Annotated in this window: 24 protein-coding genes and 1 riboswitch; of the genes, 2 read left to right on the top strand and 22 right to left on the bottom strand. The window is 52.4% G+C overall.

Annotated features, from left to right (window positions below):
• Positions 1–29: 29 nt before the first annotated feature.
• The 9 genes from ribH to ACR9FF_RS11515 all read right to left on the bottom strand — a co-directional run bounded on the left by ribH (position 30) and on the right by ACR9FF_RS11515 (position 8,740).
• Positions 30–500, bottom strand: coding sequence for a 6,7-dimethyl-8-ribityllumazine synthase (gene ribH, locus ACR9FF_RS11555; RefSeq protein ID WP_015843951.1), 471 nt, complete (start codon positions 498–500; stop codon positions 30–32).
• Between the two features lie 42 nt (positions 501–542).
• Positions 543–1,700, bottom strand: a complete 1,158-nt coding sequence (gene ribB, locus ACR9FF_RS11550; RefSeq protein WP_127494274.1) for a 3,4-dihydroxy-2-butanone-4-phosphate synthase — start codon at positions 1,698–1,700, stop codon at positions 543–545.
• 35 nt (positions 1,701–1,735) lie between these two features.
• A complete protein-coding gene (ribE, locus tag ACR9FF_RS11545; RefSeq protein ID WP_127494276.1) occupies positions 1,736–2,407 on the bottom strand; it encodes a riboflavin synthase in 672 nt (223 codons plus the stop codon).
• A 15-nt stretch (positions 2,408–2,422) separates the two neighbouring features.
• Positions 2,423–3,529 carry a bifunctional diaminohydroxyphosphoribosylaminopyrimidine deaminase/5-amino-6-(5-phosphoribosylamino)uracil reductase RibD gene (ribD, locus tag ACR9FF_RS11540; RefSeq protein ID WP_201003609.1) on the bottom strand — a complete coding sequence of 369 codons (1,107 nt, stop codon included), beginning with the start codon at positions 3,527–3,529 and terminating at the stop codon, positions 2,423–2,425.
• A gap of 264 nt (positions 3,530–3,793) precedes the next feature.
• A riboswitch (FMN riboswitch) is annotated at positions 3,794–4,001 on the bottom strand.
• Between the two features lie 31 nt (positions 4,002–4,032).
• Positions 4,033–4,464 carry a peptidylprolyl isomerase gene (locus ACR9FF_RS11535; protein ID WP_127494281.1) on the bottom strand — a complete coding sequence of 144 codons (432 nt, stop codon included), beginning with the start codon at positions 4,462–4,464 and terminating at the stop codon, positions 4,033–4,035.
• A 53-nt stretch (positions 4,465–4,517) separates the two neighbouring features.
• Positions 4,518–5,846, bottom strand: coding sequence for a diaminopimelate decarboxylase (lysA, locus tag ACR9FF_RS11530; protein ID WP_248756316.1), 1,329 nt, complete (start codon positions 5,844–5,846; stop codon positions 4,518–4,520).
• A 138-nt stretch (positions 5,847–5,984) separates the two neighbouring features.
• A complete protein-coding gene (locus ACR9FF_RS11525) occupies positions 5,985–7,643 on the bottom strand; it encodes a spore germination protein (protein ID WP_435172082.1) in 1,659 nt (552 codons plus the stop codon).
• Between the two features lie 25 nt (positions 7,644–7,668).
• Positions 7,669–8,103 carry a stage V sporulation protein AB gene (locus tag ACR9FF_RS11520; RefSeq protein ID WP_248756315.1) on the bottom strand — a complete coding sequence of 145 codons (435 nt, stop codon included), beginning with the start codon at positions 8,101–8,103 and terminating at the stop codon, positions 7,669–7,671.
• Positions 8,090–8,740: a stage V sporulation protein AA gene (locus ACR9FF_RS11515; protein ID WP_127494287.1), complete on the bottom strand. Its 651-nt coding sequence runs from the start codon at positions 8,738–8,740 to the stop codon at positions 8,090–8,092. Before ACR9FF_RS11515 ends, ACR9FF_RS11520 begins: the two co-directional genes overlap by 14 nt.
• A 164-nt stretch (positions 8,741–8,904) precedes the next feature.
• Here ACR9FF_RS11515 and ACR9FF_RS11510 point away from each other — a divergent pair, with 164 nt between their 5' ends.
• Positions 8,905–9,510: a hypothetical protein gene (locus tag ACR9FF_RS11510; protein WP_435171148.1), complete on the top strand. Its 606-nt coding sequence runs from the start codon at positions 8,905–8,907 to the stop codon at positions 9,508–9,510.
• A 120-nt stretch (positions 9,511–9,630) separates the two neighbouring features.
• Here ACR9FF_RS11510 and sigF read toward each other — a convergent pair whose 3' ends face one another.
• The 11 genes from sigF to ald all read right to left on the bottom strand — a co-directional run bounded on the left by sigF (position 9,631) and on the right by ald (position 18,994).
• Complete coding sequence (gene sigF, locus ACR9FF_RS11505) at positions 9,631–10,386, bottom strand: RNA polymerase sporulation sigma factor SigF (protein ID WP_015843940.1); 756 nt, start codon at positions 10,384–10,386, stop codon at positions 9,631–9,633.
• A 19-nt stretch (positions 10,387–10,405) separates the two neighbouring features.
• On the bottom strand, positions 10,406–10,849 hold the full coding sequence (gene spoIIAB / locus ACR9FF_RS11500) for an anti-sigma F factor (RefSeq protein ID WP_127494291.1): 444 nt from the start codon (positions 10,847–10,849) through the stop codon (positions 10,406–10,408).
• Positions 10,849–11,202, bottom strand: a complete 354-nt coding sequence (gene spoIIAA / locus ACR9FF_RS11495) for an anti-sigma F factor antagonist (protein ID WP_015843938.1) — start codon at positions 11,200–11,202, stop codon at positions 10,849–10,851. The genes spoIIAB and spoIIAA overlap by 1 nt, the downstream gene beginning before the upstream one ends.
• 121 nt (positions 11,203–11,323) lie before the next feature.
• Positions 11,324–12,538, bottom strand: a complete 1,215-nt coding sequence (locus ACR9FF_RS11490) for a D-alanyl-D-alanine carboxypeptidase family protein (protein WP_127494293.1) — start codon at positions 12,536–12,538, stop codon at positions 11,324–11,326.
• 181 nt (positions 12,539–12,719) lie between these two features.
• Complete coding sequence (locus tag ACR9FF_RS11485; protein WP_435171143.1) at positions 12,720–14,048, bottom strand: pyrimidine-nucleoside phosphorylase; 1,329 nt, start codon at positions 14,046–14,048, stop codon at positions 12,720–12,722.
• A gap of 27 nt (positions 14,049–14,075) precedes the next feature.
• A complete protein-coding gene (locus ACR9FF_RS11480) occupies positions 14,076–14,240 on the bottom strand; it encodes an aspartyl-phosphate phosphatase Spo0E family protein (protein WP_015843935.1) in 165 nt (54 codons plus the stop codon).
• Between the two features lie 110 nt (positions 14,241–14,350).
• The gene (locus ACR9FF_RS11475; protein ID WP_174806547.1) at positions 14,351–15,181 is read right to left on the bottom strand and encodes a purine-nucleoside phosphorylase; all 831 of its coding nucleotides are present in this window, start codon (positions 15,179–15,181) and stop codon (positions 14,351–14,353) included.
• Positions 15,182–15,206: 25 nt separating this feature from the next.
• Positions 15,207–16,391 (bottom strand): phosphopentomutase, encoded by a 1,185-nt coding sequence (gene deoB / locus ACR9FF_RS11470; RefSeq protein WP_435171140.1) that lies wholly within the window; start codon positions 16,389–16,391, stop codon positions 15,207–15,209.
• Positions 16,392–16,497: 106 nt separating this feature from the next.
• Positions 16,498–17,388: a site-specific tyrosine recombinase XerD gene (gene xerD, locus ACR9FF_RS11465; RefSeq protein ID WP_127494299.1), complete on the bottom strand. Its 891-nt coding sequence runs from the start codon at positions 17,386–17,388 to the stop codon at positions 16,498–16,500.
• Between the two features lie 141 nt (positions 17,389–17,529).
• Complete coding sequence (locus ACR9FF_RS11460) at positions 17,530–17,754, bottom strand: YqzK family protein (RefSeq protein ID WP_127494301.1); 225 nt, start codon at positions 17,752–17,754, stop codon at positions 17,530–17,532.
• A gap of 97 nt (positions 17,755–17,851) precedes the next feature.
• Positions 17,852–18,994: an alanine dehydrogenase gene (gene ald / locus ACR9FF_RS11455; RefSeq protein ID WP_127494303.1), complete on the bottom strand. Its 1,143-nt coding sequence runs from the start codon at positions 18,992–18,994 to the stop codon at positions 17,852–17,854.
• A 221-nt stretch (positions 18,995–19,215) separates the two neighbouring features.
• On the opposite strand from ald, the gene ACR9FF_RS11450 reads away from it, so the two are divergent.
• On the top strand, positions 19,216–20,355 hold the full coding sequence (locus ACR9FF_RS11450; RefSeq protein ID WP_435171137.1) for a S8 family peptidase: 1,140 nt from the start codon (positions 19,216–19,218) through the stop codon (positions 20,353–20,355).
• A 57-nt stretch (positions 20,356–20,412) separates the two neighbouring features.
• On the opposite strand, the gene ACR9FF_RS11445 is transcribed toward ACR9FF_RS11450, so the two are convergent.
• Positions 20,413–20,871, bottom strand: a complete 459-nt coding sequence (locus ACR9FF_RS11445) for a Fur family transcriptional regulator (protein WP_127494308.1) — start codon at positions 20,869–20,871, stop codon at positions 20,413–20,415.
• Between the two features lie 92 nt (positions 20,872–20,963).
• Positions 20,964–21,608: a stage II sporulation protein M gene (gene spoIIM, locus ACR9FF_RS11440; protein ID WP_435171135.1), complete on the bottom strand. Its 645-nt coding sequence runs from the start codon at positions 21,606–21,608 to the stop codon at positions 20,964–20,966.
• Positions 21,609–21,671 lie beyond the last annotated feature (63 nt).

The raw sequence follows: 21,671 nt of genomic DNA, 5'->3' as shown, positions 1-21,671 counted from the left end.
AGTAACGCAGCATAATTTGAGCTATTACTCTAATTATGCAGTAATTTCGACAAATTTGCCATCTCTATTGCAGAAACAGCCGCTTCATAGCCTTTATTTCCCGCTTTTGTGCCCGCACGCTCAATGGCTTGCTCGATCGAATCCACCGTCAATACGCCAAAAATCGTTGGCACGCCTGTTTTCAGGGCGATTGCGGCTACGCCTTTTGCTGCTTCGTTGCACACGTAGTCAAAGTGCGGAGTTGATCCCCGGATAACGGCGCCAAGCGTAATAACGGCATCGTATTTTCCGCTTTCCGCCATTTTTTGCGCGATAAGAGGAATTTCGAATGCGCCCGGCACCCAAGCGATATCCACGTCGTTGTCTTGCGCGCCATGGCGCTTGAAGCCGTCAAGCGCACCGCTGAGCAGCTTACCCGAGATAAATTCGTTAAAACGTCCTACAACTACCCCAAATCGAAGTCCTTCCGATACTACGCTTGCTTCAAATACGTTTGGCATGTTAAGCCCTCCTGGTCATTATGTTTAATATTTTAGCTTGCTTTATTTCTTGCCGCCTTCGCGAATTTCAATCGGTACCCGTTCCACGATCTCGATTCCGTGACCCTCAAGGCCTCTGATCTTGCGCGGGTTATTCGTGAGCAGGCGCATTTGGCGGACACCCAGATCACGCAAAATTTGAGCACCCACGCCGTAATCGCGAAGATCCATCTTAGGCTTAACCTCTTCTTTATCCGCGCCTTGGTCAAGCTGGGCGTAATTTTTCAGCTTGTTCACGAGTCCTTGACTGTCCTGGCGCATATAAAGAAGAATGCCGCTGCCTTCCTCATTGATTTGTTCCAGCGCCGACTGCAGCTGCGGGCCGCATTGGCAGCGGTGCGAATGGAAAACGTCCCCCGTCAGGCATTCCGAATGGACGCGGACAAGCACCGGCTTATCAGAAGCAATCTTGCCTTTGACAAACGCGATATGCTCTTTGCCGTCTGCCTGATTGGAGAAGGCAATTGCCCGGAAGTTTCCGAAGTCCGTTGGCATGTCAACCTCTACGATGCGGTCGACAAGCTTTTCCATGGCGTTGCGGTAAGCAATCATTCCTTGGATCGTAATCAGCTTCAGGTTATGCTTCTCCTTGAAAGCGATCAGGTCCGGAAGGCGGGCCATCGTCCCGTCCTCTTTGATTATCTCGCAAATGACTGCAGCGGGCTCCGAGCCGCACATACGCGCGAGATCGATACCGGCTTCCGTATGGCCCGCGCGGCGAATGACGCCGCCATCTTTCGCTACCAGCGGGAAAATATGTCCCGGCTTGCGGAAATCCGTTGCTTTCGTCGCCGGGTCAATCAATGCTTTAACCGTCTGCGAGCGCTCGTAAGCCGAGATGCCCGTCGTCGTGGATACGTGATCCACGGATACCGTAAAAGCCGTGCCGTGATAGTCCGTATTATGCTGAACCATCGGCGGCAGATCAAGCTGCTCGGCGCGCTCCCGCGTAATAGGGACGCAGACCAAGCCGCGTGCTTCCGTAATCATGAAATTAATAACTTCCGGCGACGCGGTCTCCGCCAGGGCAATCAAATCTCCCTCATTCTCGCGGTCCTCGTCGTCCACTACGATAATGGGCTTGCCGGCCTTCAAATCCTCCAGCGCAGCTTCCATCGAGTCAAACAGATCTTCTTGCAGTTCCAACTCTTGTCTATTCATCAATTTCCCTCCCTGCTATCCGGTTACCCTCGTATTTACAAAAAACCATTTTCGCTTAAAAAAGCTGCGCTGAGCTTTGATTCGGTCCGCCCGGAAGAACCCGGTCTGCCGGAGGGTTTGTAATGCAGCAGATGATCGACGTATTTGCCGATGACATCGCATTCGATATTAACCGAATCGCCGGCTTTCTTGTTCATCAGCGCGGTTTCTCCCAACGTATGCGGGATCACCGATACCGAGAAGCCAGTGGCATTGGTACCGACTACCGTTAGGCTGATTCCGTCAATCGTAATAGAGCCCTTCGGAATGACATACCTCATCATTTCGTCGTCAGACAGCCGTATGGCGAATACAACCGCGTTCGCATCCGTCTCCCGGCCGGTGATCACGCCAACCCCGTCGACATGCCCCTGCACGATGTGACCGCCGAACCGCCCCCCGGCCATCATCGCCCGCTCCAGATTCACGTCCTGGCCCGGGCGGAGTTGATGCAGATTGGACTTCCGGTAGGTTTCCGGCATCACGTCCGCGTCAAACGATGTCCGGTCGAAGGCAATGACGGTTAAACACACGCCGTTTACGGAAATGCTGTCGCCAAGGGCAACGCCTTCCGTAACCTTGGAAGCTTCTACCGTCAGAACCATCGCTTCGCCTTGCTTCTTAACCCGTCTTAAAGTGCCAACTTCCTCAATCAGGCCGGTAAACACGGGCACTCCCCCAATCTATTCATTACCGTATACCGGATATCCCGATATGCAAATATCTTCTCCTGCCATTTCCACCTTCGCATTGTCCAGTTCAATGGCCTGCGACATTTTCTCGAACCCGGCGAACGTAAAGGTGCCGGGGGAGTCAAACCCGCCGATAATTTTGGTTGCCATGTAGATCATGATCTTATCGATTAGTCCGGCTTCCAGCATGGCGCCGTTAAGCTTGCCGCCGCCCTCCAGAAGGATCGAACCAATCTCCAGCTCGCCAAGCTTGCGCATCGCATCAGCCAGATCGACCTGCTCGCCGTCGCCGCATCGGATGACCTCAACGCCGGCTTCGGTGAGCGCCTTCTCGCGAGCCGGATCAGCTTTCGCAGAGGCGAGTACAATCGTGCGGGATAAGCCATCCGTCACTACCCTTGCGTCCTGCGGCAGCCGAAGCTTGCTGTCCACGATAATCCGAACCGGATGTATCGCCGGAACAGCCGCACGGGTCGTAAGCTGAGGATCATCCGCCAGCAAAGTTCCGATGCCCACCATAATCGCCTCGTGCTGGTGGCGCAGCGTGTGCACCTGTTCGCGAGCGGCTGATCCCGTAATCCAGCGGCTGTCTCCCGTATGGGAAGCGATTTTGCCATCCAGCGTGCTTGCCGTCTTCAGCGTTACGTAAGGCAGCCGGGACGTAATATACTTGTTGAATTTCTCGTTCATGCTTCGGGATTGCTCTTCTAGCAGTCCAACCTCTACCTCGATGCCTTCCTCCCGGAGACGCGCGATCCCTCTGCCCGCAACCTGCGGATTGGGATCCGTGGTCGCCACAACGACGCGGGCAGCCTTCGCATTAATAATGCGCTCGCAGCATGGCGGCGTTTTGCCGTAATGACTGCACGGCTCTAGCGTTACATACACCGTGGCCCCTTCCGCTTCGTCACCGGCCATCTGCAGCGCATGCACCTCCGCGTGACCTGTTCCCCGCTTAAGGTGGGTACCAACGCCAATAATGCGTCCATCCTTCACAACGACGCAGCCGACAACCGGATTAATGCCGGTCTGACCGGAGGCTTTGGCGGCTAGCTCAAGAGCAAGATTCATATAATACGAATCGTTTAAAATTTCCATAAATGCAAAAACACCCCCATTAGCCAGCTTAGCCAACGGGGGTGGGAAAAATAACCATTAAATGCTTGCAAATAGAAACGGTTCAAACGCAAACGATGTTGCCGTCCCAATAGGGAACCGCAAATGTTTCGCGGAAGAAATATAAGTCCAGTATAAAAATATAAAGAATATATACTTTCTTATATTTCAAACAAACCTATCTCACTTGTGAAAATAAGCACAAGAAAAATAAGCATGAACGCTCAGACGCAAACGCATCAAATGTGTCCCCTTCTCCCATCCAGACTATACTGTCGGTCCCGGATTTGCACCAGGTCCACCGTTCCTCCCCACGCAATGCGATGAATCGCTCTTGCCTGGGATGGCCCGGGTCACGGACTGACGAGTAAGCGCCGCACGCAGGTGATTCCTGTTGTGCAAGCGCCGCTCGATCACCGCCGGTTGGGATTTTCACCCTGCCCCGAAGGTAAGCCACAAACTATAAATTTGTTAGTATCTTAACATTAAACTTCGTAAACTTCAACCTTTTGCATTTTATCGCGTCCTTTGAACGCGTCAACATGCTCCATGCCTTTAGCAACTTTGCCGAAAACGGTATGTTGGCCGTCCAGATGAGGCTGCGGCTGATAGCAGATGTAGAATTGGCTTCCGCCTGTGTTGCGGCCCGCGTGTGCCATAGCGAGAGTACCGCGTTCATGCTTGTTCGGGTTGATCTCGCAGTTGATGGTGTAGCCTGGACCGCCAGTGCCTGTGCCGTTAGGGCAGCCGCCTTGCGCAACAAAACCAGGGATAACGCGGTGGAATACCACGCCGTTATAGAAGCCTTCGTTTGCAAGTTTTTCGAAGTTTGCTACCGTATTTGGAGCATCTTGGTCGAACAGGTCGAGAATAACCTCTGCGCCGTTCTCAAGTGTGATTTTTGCTTGTTTAGCCATGTCTAACATCTACCTTTCTATGTCGAATAAGACTACGTTACCAAAAATCTCCCTCACTTAGCAAGCGATTTGAGAAGTCTTGCCGGAATTACGTCGTTGCCGACGATATTTTCAAGCGATTCGCGCTGCACGACGAGGTCGGATTGGCCGTCTTTTACGAAGACAACGGCAGGACGGCGGAAACGGTTGTAATTGCTCGCCATGGAGTAGTTATAAGCGCCCGTGCAGGAAACGGCAAGCAAATCGCCCGTTACCGCTTTGGGCAGCTCAAGGTCGATGATAAGCTTGTCGCCGCTCTCGCAAGCTTTGCCCGCGATTGTAACGGTTTCCGCATTCGCTTCGTTCGCGCGGTTCGCCAGAATCGCTTCGTACTGGGATTGATACAGTGCCGGACGCGGGTTATCCATCATGCCGCCGTCCACCGCGATATATTTGCGTACGCCCGGAATGTCTTTCATAGTGCCTACGGTATACAGCGTTGTGCCTGCATCCCCAACGATGCTGCGGCCCGGCTCAACCCAAATCTCGGGCAGCGGGAAGTTTGCGGCCGAGAAATTCGAAATAACCGAATCGGTAATGGCAGCCACATATTGGGCTACAGGAAGCGGGGTGTCGCCTTCCACGTAACGGATGCCAAAGCCGCCGCCAAGATTGATCACCTTGAAGGTTAGTCCCAGCTCGTCGCGGATTTGTACCGCGAAAGCCACAACCTTGTCAACCGCCATGCGGAAACCGTCGACTTCGAAAATCTGGGAACCGATATGGGAGTGCACGCCCAAAATTTCGAGATTCGAAAGCTGAAGGGCTTCCTGAATGGCCTGCTTCGCGGCACCGTTGCCAAGGTCAAAGCCAAACTTCGAGTCTTCCTGGCCAGTCGAAATATATTCATGCGTATGCGCTTCTACGCCCGGCGTAATGCGGAACAGGATTTTTACTTTTTTGCCTTTGTCCGCCGCAAGCGCGTTCAGCAGGTGAAGCTCGACAAAGTTGTCTACAACGAAGCATCCGATGTTGGCGTCCAGCGCCATGTTGATTTCGTCCGGCGTTTTGTTGTTGCCGTGGAAATGGATGCGGGCTGCAGGAAAACCTGCTTGCAGAGCGGTATACAGCTCTCCGTCGGATACCACGTCGAGCGACAAGCCCTCTTGATCGGCAATAGCGCACATCGCCATAACCGAGAATGCTTTGCTAGCGTAGGCAACCTGGAATTTCAGACCGGATTCCTTAAATGCGGATACGTATTCATTCGCCCGTTGACGAATTAGCGTCTCGTCGACAATGTATAGCGGCGTGCCGTACTCTTTCGCCAGATCCGTTACATCAACTCCGCCAATCTCCAAATGTCCCTGGGCATTAATTTTGCTTGTGCCATGTAAGTACACGAATTATGCTCCCCCTCAGATATCTACTACAGGAACGTAATAGAAGTTGATTACGATTTGCACCAATAGCCACAGTATATCGCAATCTACCCTTGAGAGAAATGGATAAATTCACATTTCATTTGTATTTCTTGGTCGCTATTCGGTCCTCGGCATTTTGTCGCTTTGCTGCGGTCGGAGCAGGTTGGGACGAGTACGGTTTTTGAGCACCGGCTTCCTCACGATGATGTTCCACATCGCTCTGTAATCAAACGGAATAAACGGCCACATGTACGGGCGGTTGAACGAACGCTGCATGCTCAGCATCATCAGAATCGCGGTTGTCGCAATGACAAATCCCGGCGCGTTAAACAACGATACGGCTATGATCAGCACAAGCCTGACGATACGGTTCGCCAGCCCCAGCTCATAGCTTGGCGTCGCAAACATTCCGACGGCGGCTATCGCCATATAGAGAATAACCTCGTTGATGAAAAGCCCTGTCTTCACCGCGATATCGCCAACCATGATGGCCGCAACGAGGGATACGGCGGTCGCCAGCGTTGACGGCGTATGCACCGAAGCGAGCCTCATCAGATCGACGCCAACCTCCACGATCAGAAACTGTACGATCAGCGGCAGCTTGCCGATTTTCTCCGGTCCCAGGAAGGCTAGAGCCTGCGGCTTAAGCTCCGGATGCACTACGAACAGCAGCCATAAAGGCAACAGGAACAACGAGGAGAATATTCCAAGAAAACGAACCCATCGCAGGTACGTTCCGATAAACGGAGTCTGCCGGTTTTCCTCGGCATGCTGAATCAAGTCAAAGAAAGTCGTCGGCAGAAGCATCGCGCTTGGCGAAGTATCCACAAACACCACGACGGAGCCTTCCAGCAGATGGGCGGCAACTACATCCGGGCGTTCGGAATACCTCACGAGCGGGAATGGATTCCACCCCCGTTGAACGGTCGCTTCCTCCAGCTGCTTATCCGCAAGCGGCAGCCCGTCAATATGGACCAGTTTGATTTTATCCTTAATCGATTTGACTAACTCCGGATCCGCAAGGTCGTTGATATAAGCAATGCAAATATCGGACTGCGTACGCTCCCCGACCCTGAGAAGCTCGTAACGGAGCTGAGGATCGCGCAGGCGCCTGCGCACAAGCGAGATGTTGGTCATAAGCGTCTCGACAAAGCCGTCGCGGCTGCCGCGCACAACGCGTTCAAGAGTCGGCTCCTCCGGGTTGCGCGCCGGGAAGGCTTTGGCATCAATAATGATGGCATGCGGCTCTTTGTCAATAAACATGGCAGTCGCTCCGGATAGGACGAAGGTCAGCATCTCATTCCATTTATCCTTCTTATCCACCTGCGCGGCAGGCACATACAAATGCAGGAAATCATGAAAAGCATCACCGGAGACATCGTCGGGCTGCAAATAAGTGAGCCGTTTGAGAATTTCGGTCAGAATCGTATCTTTGGCGAGGCCATTCATGTAGAAAAAAGCAACGCGCCTTTCTCCAAACGTCATTTCGCGCACGACGATATCAAAGCTTACTTTATAACCGACTTCGTTCTCCAGCCGCTCAAAGACCTCGTCCAGACTGTCGGGGATCACATCATCCTTGCCCTCGGCCTTGTCATGCCTCGCAAGCGCCTGACCGTGTTTAGCCGTCCGCTCGGTTAATTCGAAAGGTGGCGTCTGGATAGCTATTCCCTGCTCTTCGTTTTTCTGCGCTTCCGGTATGTACATAAACGGGGGTTCCCCGCTCGAATGTTCCCGGTCCTTCTCCCTGTCCTTCTCCCGGTCCGTCATCGTCATCAACCTTTCGTGTCTGTTATACTTGCTACCACTGGAAATACAGCCAATCAAACAAAGAACCCAGTGTTTTGCCCAACACCATTGCCATCACAAGACCAACCAGATAATCGGATAGATTCATTCGTTTCGCCAGAATCGGCAGCACGTTCATAACCTCGGTCAATGCTCCAGCCAGCATGCCGACGAACATGCCGGTCATCAGACCGGAAACCGTCAGAATAATCGCTTTCGGCAGCGTTAACCGCCAATCCAGAAAGTCGGCGAACGTCCAGTACATTGAACCGCAAATAACAGCCGTCTCAAACCATACGGACACGCGATAGGCGTAAGCGATCTGGGCAAGCCTAGGGATAAGATCGAGTATGATCAAAAAAGCGACCAATCCGCTGCCGACCGCAAGCCCTCCGGAGAGACCGAGCAGCATCACGAATATGTGCATCAGCCAATCACCCATCGTCATCGCACCGCTCTCCGTGCTGGCGGTTTTTTTTGCGCATCTCGTCCGCGATAACGTAGGCATTTACATTTTCCTGATACGTATACAGCTCCACCTCCAGAGGATTGGGTTCTTCGTTGAACCGCTTCTTGAAGAGATGGTTAAAAAACAGAATCATGCCTAGGCCAATTCCGATCGAATACGGGATCTGGAACCATAAAGGGTGATCGGTCCGCTTGCCGGTCAGAAGCTCGACGATCCGGATATGAACCTCCTTCATGCTGACATCCGTGTGGAAGTTCATAATCGCAAGTCCCGCTCCGAAAAAGAGCAGCAGCCAGGCGAAAATAAGCACGGCAATACGCGGCTTCTGCGGTTTGGGGGATATCATGATAAGAACCTGCGGATCGCCGTAAGCTTCCACGGATAGTTCCGGAGCCGCTTCCCTGACTACCCGCACGATCTGAAGCAGGTCAATGACGACCCGGTTACCATCCCCCTTGTGATGGCGGTACAGCACAAGCTCGCTAAGCTCCTGTTCCAGCTTCTCGTTAGGCGCCAGCATCCTGGACACCTGTCCCAGCGTTACGCTGCGCTCCGGCCGGATGCTTACTTTCTTCTTCAGTCGCAGATAGAGGGCGGATGGCTCAGTTGCTTCCATCTGTCATCATTCCTTTGTTCCCGCTTAGGGTTTACTTCCCTGTTAGTATGAGAAAAGGAGATACCGGATAGTCATGCTTATAGAGGTAAAAAATTGAAACTCCCGCAAGGATTAACCTTCGCCGGGTGGAATTAGTAAAGATCAATCAACCTTTGGAGGACACAATGAAACGAATTGCCATCATAGGATCGGGCGGAGCGGGCAAGTCCACTTTGGCCCGAAAGCGAGGCCAAACGTTTTTTGAACAATTTGAGGAAGGAACGGGGATGAACAAAATATTTATTGTCGGCATCGTGGCAAGCGGCAAAACGACGCTGGCCAAGCAATTATCCGAGCAGCTTCGTATTCCCTGGTATGAGCTTGATGCTATCGTTCATCATCGCATTGAATCGGGGAGAACGAAGCGGACGGCCGAAGAGCAGCTTGAAATCATTATGGACATTGACCGTAACGGATCATGGATATTGGAGGGGACAGACCGGGACTCCTACCAATTCCTTTACCAGATGGCGGAGAAGATTATTTTTGTGGATACGCCGCTCAAGGTACGGCGCTGGAGAATCTTATCCCGCTTCTTAAAGCAAAAGCTTGGTTTGGAGCCTTGTCATTACAAGCCCGATCTTCATATGCTCCGTATGATGTTCAAGTGGACAAACGATTTCGAGCGGAACAAAACCGCGTTTGAAGCCAAGCTGCAGAAGCATGGAAATAAGGTTGTCCGCTGGAGCGAGACAAAAAGGAAAAGACCAAATGGCTTTGCAGCGCCTTGAAAAGGCTGCGGCCATTTGGTCTTTTTGCGCGGTTATTGCGCAATTTGTTCTCGTATTTACGACGAACAAATTGCCATTAGTGGGCGATCTGTTCGCGTATTTACTAAGAACAAATCGCAACTATTGCGCGATTTGTTCTCGTATAGACTGCAAAATTTTCTTCTCCAGCCTCGACACCTGAACCTGGGATATCCCCAAGCGGCTGGCGACTTCGGATTGGGTTTTATCCCTATAGTAACGTAAGTATACGATCAGGCGCTCGCGCTCGCTCAAGCCCTCAATCGCTTCGATTAAGGCAAGCTTGTCGAACCAGCGCTCCTGGGAATCGTCCGCTATTTGATCCATCAAGGTAATCGGATCGCCGTCATTCTCGAATACGGTTTCGTGAATGGAAGTCGGCGGCTTGTTCGCTTCCTGCGCGAAGACTACATCCTCCGGCGTGATGCCCAGCCGATCCGCCACTTCGCTGACCGTCGGCAGACGCCCAAGCGTCTTGGACAGCTCATCCTTCATTTTCCGAACCTTATTCGCCGTCTCTTTCAATGAACGACTGACCTTCAGCGTACCGTCATCACGCAAAAAGCGCTGAATCTCGCCAATAATCATCGGCACCGCATAGGTAGAGAACTTCACGTCATAGGACAGGTCGAATTTATCGACGGACTTCAGCAGCCCGATACACCCGATTTGGAACAAATCCTCCGGCTCGTAACCACGGTTAATGAACCGCTGCACGACTGACCAAACCAATCTTATGTTACATTGAACAAGCGTATCCCGAGCGATCGTATCGCCGGATTGACTTAACGCTATCAAGCGTTTGACTTCCGCATCATCCAAATACGGCTGAGCCGTTTGCTTCAAATCGACATCCATGAGGTTCAACCCCTATACGCTAGTTATACAGCGCTTTTTTCGATTCAATACGCTTAAGCATCGCTACCCGCGTACCTTGGCCCAGCTCACTGGTTACTTCGAAACGGTCCATGAAATTTTCCATAATCGTAAAGCCCATGCCCGAACGTTCCATTTCCGGCTTAGAGGTGAAAAGCGGCTGACGCGCCAGCTCCAAATCCTCGATTCCCTTGCCATTATCCCAAATCGCAATGGAAACCACGTCACCGTCAATGGAGGCTTCAATGGTTACCTTGCCGGCAGGATCGCTGTCATAGCCATGAATGATCGAATTCGTAACCGCTTCAGACACTGCCGTCTTCAAATCGTTCAGTTCTTCAAGCGTCGGGTCCAGCTGCGACACGAAAGATGCCACCGCAATACGGGCAAAAGCCTCATTTTCCGACCGGGCGCTAAAGGATAACGTCATTTCGTTGCGTCCCATTACGAGACCACCTCCAGACTAGAAATCGCCATTCTTTCATTGTCGTAAATGCTCATTATCTTAAACAAGCCCGACATTTCAAACAGGCGGTAGACACTCGGGTTCACGTCGCATACGACCATTTTGCCGCCTTTGCTGCGAATCTGCTTGTATCTGCCCAAAATGACGCCTAATCCGGAGCTGTCCATAAACTGCAGATCCTTCAGGCTTAGAATAATGTGGTGGCTTTCCCCTCTCATGATCTCCGCCTCCATCTTATTGCGGACAATATCCGCCGTATGATGGTCAAGTTCTCCGCGGAGACGCACGATCAATACATTACGGTAATGCTCCAGTTCTGCTTGCAGACTCATTGTCGCCGTTCAACTCCTTTGGGCTTCGCTATTGGATCGCACTACGATTTCTCCGCGAATCCCCAGGTTTCCTGCACGGCGACAAAACTAGAAGAGAAGCGCTAGAAGCTGACAAAATGCGCTAAGAGAAAAGCCCGCCGAAGGAACGTTTAAGAAGTTTGAACCAACCGGCTTTATCAATCGACTGAGGCGCGTCTACCGGGAACTCCTTCACAACCTGATCGCCCTGATAGACGACAAGCTTGCCGATGGATTGTCCGATCGCAACCGGCGCTTTAAGCGGTTGATCGATTTGCAGCTCGTAACGGATATCCTGCGTAGCCGCTCCTTTTTTGAGCAAAATGCTATAAGGATGCTTAGCAACCAGCGGAATTTCCCGTACTGCGCCCTTCTCGACCTTGATCGTTCCCATCGTGTCCCCTTCTTTGAAGATCGGATGGGTCGTGTATTGCGCGAATGTGAAGTCCAGCATCTGCGATACTTCGGCATTTCTTGTTTTGGTGTTTGGCTCGCCCATTACAACCGCGATCACTCGCAGATTATCGCGTTTAGCCGTTGCGGTTAAACAGAACTTCGCTTCATTCGTGAAGCCTGTTTTGAGTCCGTCGGCACCGCTGTAGAACCTTACAAGCTTGTTCGTATTTACGAGCCAGAACGGTTTTTCCGATGACTTGCGCAAATAATCCTGGTAGGAGCCGGTATACTTCGTAATCTCGGAATGCTTCAGCAGCTCGCGAGACATGACGGCAATATCATGCGCGGAAGTGTAATGATCGGCAGCCGGCAGCCCATTGCAGTTGGCAAAATGCGTATTTTGCAAGCCAAGCTGCTGCGCCTTCTCATTCATCATCACAACGAATTGCTGCTCGGAACCCGCGAGTTTTTCCGCCATGGCGACAGAGGCATCGTTGCCGGAAGCCATCGCGATCCCTTTCAACATTTCGTCAACCGTCATTTCTTCACCGGGTTCCAGGAAAATTTGGGAACCGCCCATAGATGCCGCGTATTCGCTAGTTGGCACCTTATCGGTCAATTTGATTTTCCCGTCGTCCAATGCTTCCATGATCAGCAGCATCGTCATGACTTTCGTAATGCTCGCGGGAGGAAGCTTGACGTTGCTGTCCTTCTCGTAAATAACGGTTCCGCTGTCCGCATCCATCAGGACCGCGGAGCGCGCGGAAGGTGCTAGATCAAGCGATGCGGTCTGCTGCTGGCCTTGAGCGCCGGGAACGGGCTCTTTCGCGCTAGTTACGGCATTGGCGTTAGCAGCAGCCGGCATTGCGGTTAGGGCAAATGCAGCAAATAGAATGAACAGCTTCGTACAAACTTTTTTCATTGTGCAGGTCTCCTTCAAAGATGATGCGGTTCTTGTCGCATAAGTTTTACACCGCAATTGGGCTATATTGTCTTCTCCAGTCTTGACCTCTTTCAAGAAAATTATTCCACGGAAATAGATGTCGAACCTAACAAAAAAACGCCGTACTCCCTAAGGGAGTACGGCGTTATATGAAACGGGACTAGTAGCGCTTCGTTCCTTCTGCTGTAACTACGGATAAGAGAAGCGGACGTCCTTCAGGCTTCTCGGCCGCTACGGCGTAAGCTTCGCGGACCTTATTCAAAACTTCCTCCACGGCGGAATCCTGAGCGCGCGTATGAAGCACGGCAAGCGTGTCGCCTTCGCTCACCGAATCCCCAACCTTCTTGCGGATCGTGATGCCGACGGAATAGTCTATGGACGCATCCTTCGTTGCCCGGCCGGCGCCCAGCAGCATCGCTGCGATTCCAAGCTCTTCCGCATCAATCGCAGCGATATACCCTGCGGATGCGGCTTTTACCTCAACTAGCTCCGCAGCCTGCGGTAACCGATTAACGTCATCCACGACCGACGCATCGCCGCCTTGCGCGGCGACAAACTGCTTGAATTTGGCTAAGGCTTCGCCATTGTCAAGCTGGCTTTGAAGCAGCCCTTTCGCTTCTGCAACCGTCGAAGCTTTTCCGCCAAGAACAACCATATGCGCGCCCAAGGTAAGACATAATTCGGTAAGATCCGCGGGACCGTTGCCCTGCAGCGTTTCAATAGCTTCCCGGACTTCCAGAGCATTGCCGATAGCGAAGCCAAGCGGCTGATCCATATCGCTAATGACAGCAGCCGTCTGCCGGCCGACCTCGGTACCGATATCCACCATGGCCTGGGCCAGCTTCTCGGAATCATCCACGGTCTTCATGAAAGCGCCGCTTCCCGTCTTCACATCCAGCACGATGGCATCGGCACCTGCCGCGATCTTCTTGCTCATGACAGAGCTCGCGATTAACGGAATGGATTCGACGGTAGCCGTCACATCCCGCAGCGCGTACAGCTTCTTGTCTGCCGGTGCCAGATTTCCGCTTTGTCCGATTACCGATAAGCCAAGCTCATTCACTTGTTCGAGGAATTTCTCCCTCGTCAGCTCCGTCTGGAAGCCTGCAATCGATTCCAATTTGTCAATAGTTCCTCCGGTATGGCCAAGTCCTCTGCCGGACATTTTGGCAACCGGAACGCCAACGGATGCAACAAGCGGGGCAATAATCAGCGTTGTTTTGTCGCCTACGCCGCCCGTGCTGTGCTTGTCTACCTTTACTCCCGCAATCGGAGCCAGATCTACCTGGTCTCCCGAATTCGCCATGGCAAGCGTAAGCGCCGCCGTCTCGGCCGGTGTCATTCCCCGGAAGAGTACCGCCATAGCCCAAGCCGACATCTGATAATCCGGAATGTCCCCATCGCAATAGCCATCCACCAGAAACGTCAATTCTTTTGCAGTCAGCTCTCCGCCGTCCCGCTTCTTTTGTATTAGATCTACTGCTCGCATGTTATTCACTCCGTTTCTGCCGCGCAGTCATTTATGAGAATGCGCCCGCAGCATTTGTTGCCGAACGATCAGTTCGTCCAGCATCTGACTCAGCTGGAGCACCTCACGATGTACAAATGTTTTCTTTTTCATTGCTTTTTCAACCATTTTCCCTCTAAGCTGCTCGATTTCGACGAGTAATAGCTTATCCACTTTTTCTCCACTCCATCATCGCATAATCATGGACATTATACGACGATCCCGCCATCAAATACTGTCATATTCCGTCGAGCCGAATGTTACATTTTTATTACAAAGATCTACTAAAAAAGTCGGATGACTTCCTTCACCAGCGCCAAAAATTCAGCTTTTACGCGTTCCGTCGTTTCTATAACCTCGTCATGCGACAATGGCTGGTCTAGCACCCCTGCCGCCATATTGCTGATGCAGGAAATACCGAGAACCTCAATGCCGGAATGGCGGGCAGCAATGACTTCCGCAACAGTCGACATGCCGACAGCATCCGCACCCAATACGCGCAGCATGCGAATTTCGGCAGGCGTCTCGTACGTTGGCCCAAGCAGCCCTGCATAAACGCCCTCTTGCAGCTTAAGGCCTTGTTTAGCCGCCGTTTCGCGGGCAATCGCGCGCAGACGCTTGCTGTAGGCTTCGGACATGTCCGGGAATCTTACGCCTAGCTCATTGTCATTAGGACCGATCAGCGGGTTTTTTCCCGTCATGTTCAGATGGTCGGAGATCAACATCAGGTTGCCGGCCTCATAATCGAGATTCACGCCGCCTGCCGCATTTGTTACCAGCAAGGACGACACGCCAAGCGCCTTCATGACGCGAACAGGAAATGCCGTCAGCTCAGGTCCGTATCCTTCGTACATATGGAATCTGCCGCGCATAAGCACGACGGCTCTGCCTGACAGGGTTCCGACTACCAGCTCCCCCGCATGGCCTTCAACCGTTGAAACCGGGAAATGCGGAATCTCGCTATAGTCGATCGTAACCGGGTTTTCGATATGATCGCCAAGCACGCCAAGCCCGGAGCCCATAATCAGGCCAATCTCCGGCTTCACCTGTACTTTGCCGGCGATAAAAGAAGCAGCCTCCTTAATCTGCGCTGCTGTCATTGTAGTTGAACTCATCGTTAGTTCCTCCTCTTCATTCTTATTACTCTTTGGTCTTCAGCAAGCTTAAAAAGCTTGCGCCGTTTGGCGGCGTCGGAACGCCGAAATTTTCGGCGATTGTAGCGCCGAGATCCGAGAAGGTTGCTCTTGCGTCCAGACGCTCCGGATTTGCAAATGCCGGGCTGTACAACAGAATCGGTACGTATTCTCGCGTATGGTCGGTTCCCGGATGGGTTGGATCATTGCCGTGATCGGCCGTTACGATTAGAAGGTCTCGTTCCCCAAGCGTGCTCTCGAGCTCCGGTACCGCACGATCAAACTCCTCCAGGGCTCTAGCGTAACCTTCCGGATCGCGCCGGTGTCCGTACAGGGAATCGAAATCGACAAGATTGGTGAACAGCAAACCTTTGAACGGTTTTTTCAATGCTTCAACCGTACGGGCAATCCCGTCGGCGTTGCTTTTGGTCGACGTTGTCGCCGCAATCCCTTCGCCGTCAAAGATATCGTTAATCTTGCCGATGGCGATGGTATCGAGCCCGTTGTCCTTCAGCAGGTTCAGGACGGTAGCTTCGGGCGGTTTTACCGCATAATCGTGACGGTTCGGCGTCCGCTTGAAAGCGCCGGGTGATCCGACATACGGCCTAGCGATAACCCGTCCAACGGCAAACCGCTCGTCCATCGTTAATTCACGGGCAATCTCGCAGCCGCGGTACAGCTCCTCGAGCGGTATAACGTCCTCGTGAGCCGCAATCTGGAACACGCTGTCGGCGGACGTATAAACAATCCAGGCCCCTGTCTGCATCTGCTCCGCGCCTAACTCATCCAGAATCTCGGTGCCGCTGGCCGGCTTGTTGCCGATTACCTTGCGGCCGGTACGCTTCTCAAAAGCCTGAATCAGTTCAGCCGGAAAGCCTTCCGGGAAAGTCTGGAACGGTACGGTAATGTTAAGCCCCATCAGCTCCCAATGACCGGTCATCGTGTCTTTGCCAACCGAGACTTCAGCCATTTTGCCGTAATAAGCGGCTGCTTCTCCTTCCGGCTTCCAGTCCGCCAGATCGGCGATCCGGTCAAGTCCCCAGCGGCGCAGGTTCGGAAGTTGAATGGAAGGCACGCGTTCGATAATATGGCCAAGGGTATGGGAACCGCTGTCTCCGAAGGACGGCGCATCCGGCAATTCGCCGATGCCGACGCTGTCTAATACGATTACTGCAATACGATCAAATTTCATGGGTATCCTCCTAAAAAGAATGGCAGCACGATTTTTTGTTGCCATTCTTACTTCGTAAGCGTAAACCTAAAGAATGGCAGCACGCTTCTCGTTGCCATTCTTGCAATCAAGCCCGGGGATGGGCATTTGAATATATGTCCTTCATTTTCACCTTGGAGACCTTCGTATAACGCTGGGTGGTCGAAATGTCCGCATGGCCAAGCAGCTCCTGGACCGCCCGAAGATCAGCCCCGTTCTCCAGCAGATGCGCCGCAAACGAATGGCGCAGAGTATGCGGTGTAATCTCATCGGAGATTCCCGCTTCCTTCGCGTATTTCTTAACCATCTTCCAGAAGCCCTGCCTCGTCATCCGGGTGCCAAGCTGATTGAGAAACAAAGCGGGCTCGTCCTCCGATTGCCGGAGCAGCTCCGCTCTGCCATTCGACAAATAATCGTCAAGGGCAGCTGCCGCCATTCGCCCAAACGGGATAATCCGTTCTTTCATGCCGCTGCCTACGCATCGAATGATGTTTAATTGCGCATTCACGCTGTCCACATTAAGCGAGATCAGCTCGGACACCCGTATCCCGGTGGCATACAGGAGTTCCAGCATTGCTTTGTCCCGCTTCCCGGCAGCCGTAACCGGCTGAGGCGTTTCAAGCAGCTGGCCGGCGTTCTCCATCGACAGCACGCTTGGTTCTTTCTTTTCCTGCTTGGGGGACTCTATGTAGATGGCGGGATTCAGCTGAATATACCCATTTACCGCCAAATAATGAAAAAAGGCACGTATGGACGCGATATGCCGCGATACTGTCGAAGTCTTGCGTCCGCTCTCTTTCAGACGCAGTAAATAATGCGACAAATGGTGACGCCCCACGTCGGCCACATTCGCAATCGATTGCTGTTCCAGATAGTCGAGCAAGCCTTGCAAATCACGTCCGTAAGACTCCAGCGTACTGCTGGATAAGGCGCGCTCGTTCATTAAATATTGTATAAAGGATTCTACTTGAGCTTTCATGCCGGTTCCTTTCGTTCAAGAAGGATGATCAAGGCCATAGGACTATGGACCTTGTCTGCGGGCAAGTTATCCTGCTAACCAACTATTCCACAACCGGCCGTTCAAATCCTGCTTTTTCACTTTATTTTATAACAGGTTATATCATTCCCCATACCAATAAAACCATCTTAGCCGATCCGCCATGCTGCCCTTTTCCGCATCAGCCTGGAAAACCTTCAATGCAGCGCCTTTGGGCTCTCTATAAGGGTGGACGGGCGCAATCGCGTCAACCAGCCAGCGATAGCTGCCCGTCACGATCAAAAGCAATAAGGTGAATATCACAACAAACAGGATACGGCTTAACCATCTGCGCAGGGAGAGGACCATCTGCCTTCCTCCTTTAATTTTACGGTTGTCCATCCGTAACAATCTATGAAGGAGGCATTGCGGTTATACCTTTAATTACGCCTGGAATCGCCTGAAGTTAAGGCTCCAGATTGTCGAAAGCGATGCTGTCCAGCCAGCGCTGCAGGGAGGTGTAGGGGAGTCCCGAAGCCTCAGCGACAGGCTCATAGGTGACAGTGCCTCTGTGAGTGTTGACGCCTTTCTGCAGCGGCACGCTGCTTCTAATCGCCTCCCATCCCCGGCTTGCAAGATCAAGCGCATACGGCATCGTAACATTCGTTAAAGCAAAGGTGGACGTGCGCGGAACGGCACCCGGAATGTTGGCGACCGCATAATGGATCACGCCATGCTTGATATAGATGGGATCCTTGTGCGTGGTTGGACGGTCAACGGTTGCAATCGACCCGCCTTGGTCAACCGCGACATCGACAATAACCGAGCCTTTTTTCATGGATTGCACCATCGTTTCCGTTACCAGATGCGGCGCTTTTGCTCCCGGTATCAAGACCGCTCCAATCAGTAGATCCGCTTTTCCTACAGCTTCCGCAATATTATAGGGACTCGACATCACCGTCCGAAGCCGCCCTCCAAACACATCATCCAGGTATCTCATGCGGTCTGTGCTTTTTTCCAAAATAACAACGTTAGCGCCCATGCCTAATGCTATCTTCGCTGCGTTGGTTCCTACAATTCCGCCGCCAATAATAACGACCTCAGCGGGCGGCACTCCGGGAACGCCTCCAAGCAACACTCCCCTGCCGCCGTTAAAAGCTTCAAGAAACTGCGAACCCACCTGTACGGACATGCGTCCCGCCACTTCGCTCATCGGCGTTAACAAGGGCAGGCTTCCGTTTGCGAGCTGAATCGTCTCGTAAGCAATCCCCGTTACTCCGCTGTCCATCAAAGCTCGCGTAAGCTCGGGTGCCGCGGCAAGATGCAAATACGTAAACAAGATCAGTCCTTCGCGAAAATAGGCGTATTCTTCCTTAAGCGGCTCCTTGACCTTCATGATCATATCCGCTTCTGTCCATACCTCCGATGCGTTCCCTCGAATCTCAGCACCTTCCGCCTCGTAATCCCGATCCTCAAATCCGCTTCCTTCGCCGGCTTTCGTCTCCACAATCACCTTATGGCCTGCCGCCTTCAGCATGGTTACGCCCGCCGGAGTAAGCGCAACACGGTACTCGCTCGATTTAATTTCCTTCGGAACGCCGATAATCATTAGCTTCCCCTCCTGGAATGTGGCGCGCTATCTACTATGTTGTATGTAGCTTTAGGGACAAATGTTAGCCCATAAGCGTACCTTTTCCAGCCCGATCAAAAAATATGTGCTTTTATTCCGTACAGGTGTCCATAACGAACGCTGCTGGCTCTCCATACACTGAACAAGCACATTTTCATTGGCTTTGACGATCTTTATATAGAACGAATAGGAGAATGTATATGCCAAAGCTGGAAAAGCTGCTGTTCACTAGCTCAAAGCGTGTCCCATCCAGAAATACTTTTCGTAAATTAATTACTTTCAAAACGGATCGATCATATAAAAAATATCTCAGAAAGCTGCGTATCAAAGGGTTAAAGCCTTACAAACGGATGCCGGCACTCCGAACGATCGGCTGCCATTTCGACAAGCGCCGTCCTTGGAGACCCATTGCGAGGCACCCGGAGGTAAAAAGGGTCGAGAGCGATGTCCGGATCCGGGTTCATCTCTTCAGGAAGCATAAGACATCGGCGAGAAGCAAAAAGGTCCATGCAATGTCGGCATGCCCGCCCGAGCTGACATGGAATATATGCCGCGTCAAAGCCCATGAAGCCTGGCCGCGGGTTACCGGCGGAAAGATAAAGGTCGCGATTATCGATACGGGAATTGCAGCGCATCCCAACCTGCGGATCGCTGGAGGAGTCAATACGATTCGAGGCGGCAGCTACGCGGATGATAACGGTCACGGCACTCATGTCGCGGGAATCACCGCAGCCCAAGGCTTGGACGGGATTAAAGGGGTAGCCCCCGATGTCGAGCTTTATGCCATTAAGGCGCTGGACAGCCGCGGCGGCGGATACGTATCGAGCATCATCTCCGGCGTTGACTGGTGCATCCGCAACAAGATGGATGTCATCAATATGAGTTTTGGCCTTGTAGGAACTTCCGTAAACCGAGCGCTGCGGGACGTAATTACGAAAGCCTATAATAAAGGAATCGTCATTGTGGCTTCTGCCGGCAACTCCGGCACGGAAGATAACGGCATGATTGACGCCCCTGCATCATTTCCCGAAGTAATGGCCATCGCCGCTACCGACCTGTCGGATAAAGTAACCGGCTTTAGCAGCCGCGGCTCCGGCATTGACCTTGCCGCACCGGGCGAGCAGATAAAGTCCACATGGCTGAATGGCGGATACATGTCGCTGTCCGGCACCAGCATGTCCTCCCCGCATGCAGCTGGCGGCGTTGCCCTCCTGTTATCCAAGCAGTCGGGACTTAGCCCAACCCAGGTAACGGAGCAGCTTAAGAGCTGGGCGCACCCGCTTCCGTCCGAGAGCGAGAACAAACAAGGAGCCGGCCTCCTGCAGCTGGATCGCATATAACGCCCAAAAAACGCCAAAACGGCTTTGCCGTCCAGTTACGCTGGGCAGCAAAGCCGTTTATTCATTTGTTTTGTCATTATTCGCGTTGCAACGGTGACATACGCCTTGGAAGTCGAGACGATGGTCGATAACGGTAAAGCCGTATTCCTGCTCCAGCCGTTCCTCCAATGGAAGAAGCCAATCTTCCTTGATCTCGTCCATTGCGCCGCACTGCACGCAAATCAGATGATGATGATGGTGCTTGCTGCTATCCGTACGAAGGTCATAGCGGGCAACGCCGTCACCAAAGTTAAGTTTCTCGACTACATGCATTTCGCTCAGCAATTCGAGCGTACGGTATACCGTAGCGAGTCCGATTTCCGGGGCCTTGTCCTTTACGAGCATGAATACATCCTCGGCGCTTAAGTGATCCTCTTCATTCTCAAGCAATACGCGAACGGTTGCTTCACGCTGCGGGGTTAATTTGTAGCCCTGCGACTGCAACTGTTGTTTTATCTTCTCAATCCGGGCTTCCATGATTTCCCCCCTACCACATGTCTGCGCCAACATCAGGAAACGTTTGCTTTCATTATAGGGGTTAACCATTCCTAAAGTCAAACATTTTGCCGTTAGACGGCTGTTGCAGCCCCTGTCAGTAAAGGAGCCGCCCACTGCATGAAGTAAGGCGAAAGATACGCTTCCAGCAAAGATGCACCGGCCAAAAGCAGCAGCATAAGCAGTGCCGTAGACGTAAACGCCGCGACTTGAGGAGCCAAAGTTCCTTTTTGCTGGAGCAGGCGATTTTTGATGACATAGGTCGAAAAGGTAATGGCCGCAACGCTGGTTATCATAATGGCCGGCACTACGATCAGATTCGGCGGAGCGACGGAGGCTAGCGAGAACAACACGCCTTTCCAGGCATGCTGGGAGATTAAGGACCCTACCGCAAAGCCGACCAGCGCCCCTTTCAGAAAATCCAGCGCAAGCACGAACGGAATCCCCACTACCGATATGCCTAGAAACCACAACAAAAACAGCCATTTGCCATGAAAGATAAAGCTGTCCCAGAACGACTGCGCCGCATCGGGCGTTACGCCGTCATTCACCAGCCTGATATATTGATTCACATCCGCCGCCAAATCCTGCTGCTGCTCCAGTGTCAAAGCGTTGACCATCAGCCCGCCGAATATGGCTCCTACAACAAACAGTACGGCGACGAATACATACAAGGTCAGCTGGTTTTTTACCGCGTCTTGAAAAGCTGGCGAACGCATGGAACACTCTCCCTTCTTGTCCTGATGATAAAGTGTATGTTCCCTTTATTCACCGTATGACGT

It is taken from the genome of Paenibacillus glycanilyticus, from assembly GCF_051200795.1.
Lineage (GTDB): Bacteria > Bacillota > Bacilli > Paenibacillales > Paenibacillaceae > Pristimantibacillus > Pristimantibacillus glycanilyticus.
Note: the sequence above shows the minus strand (reverse complement) of the source record. Positions and strands in the feature narration are given on the sequence as shown.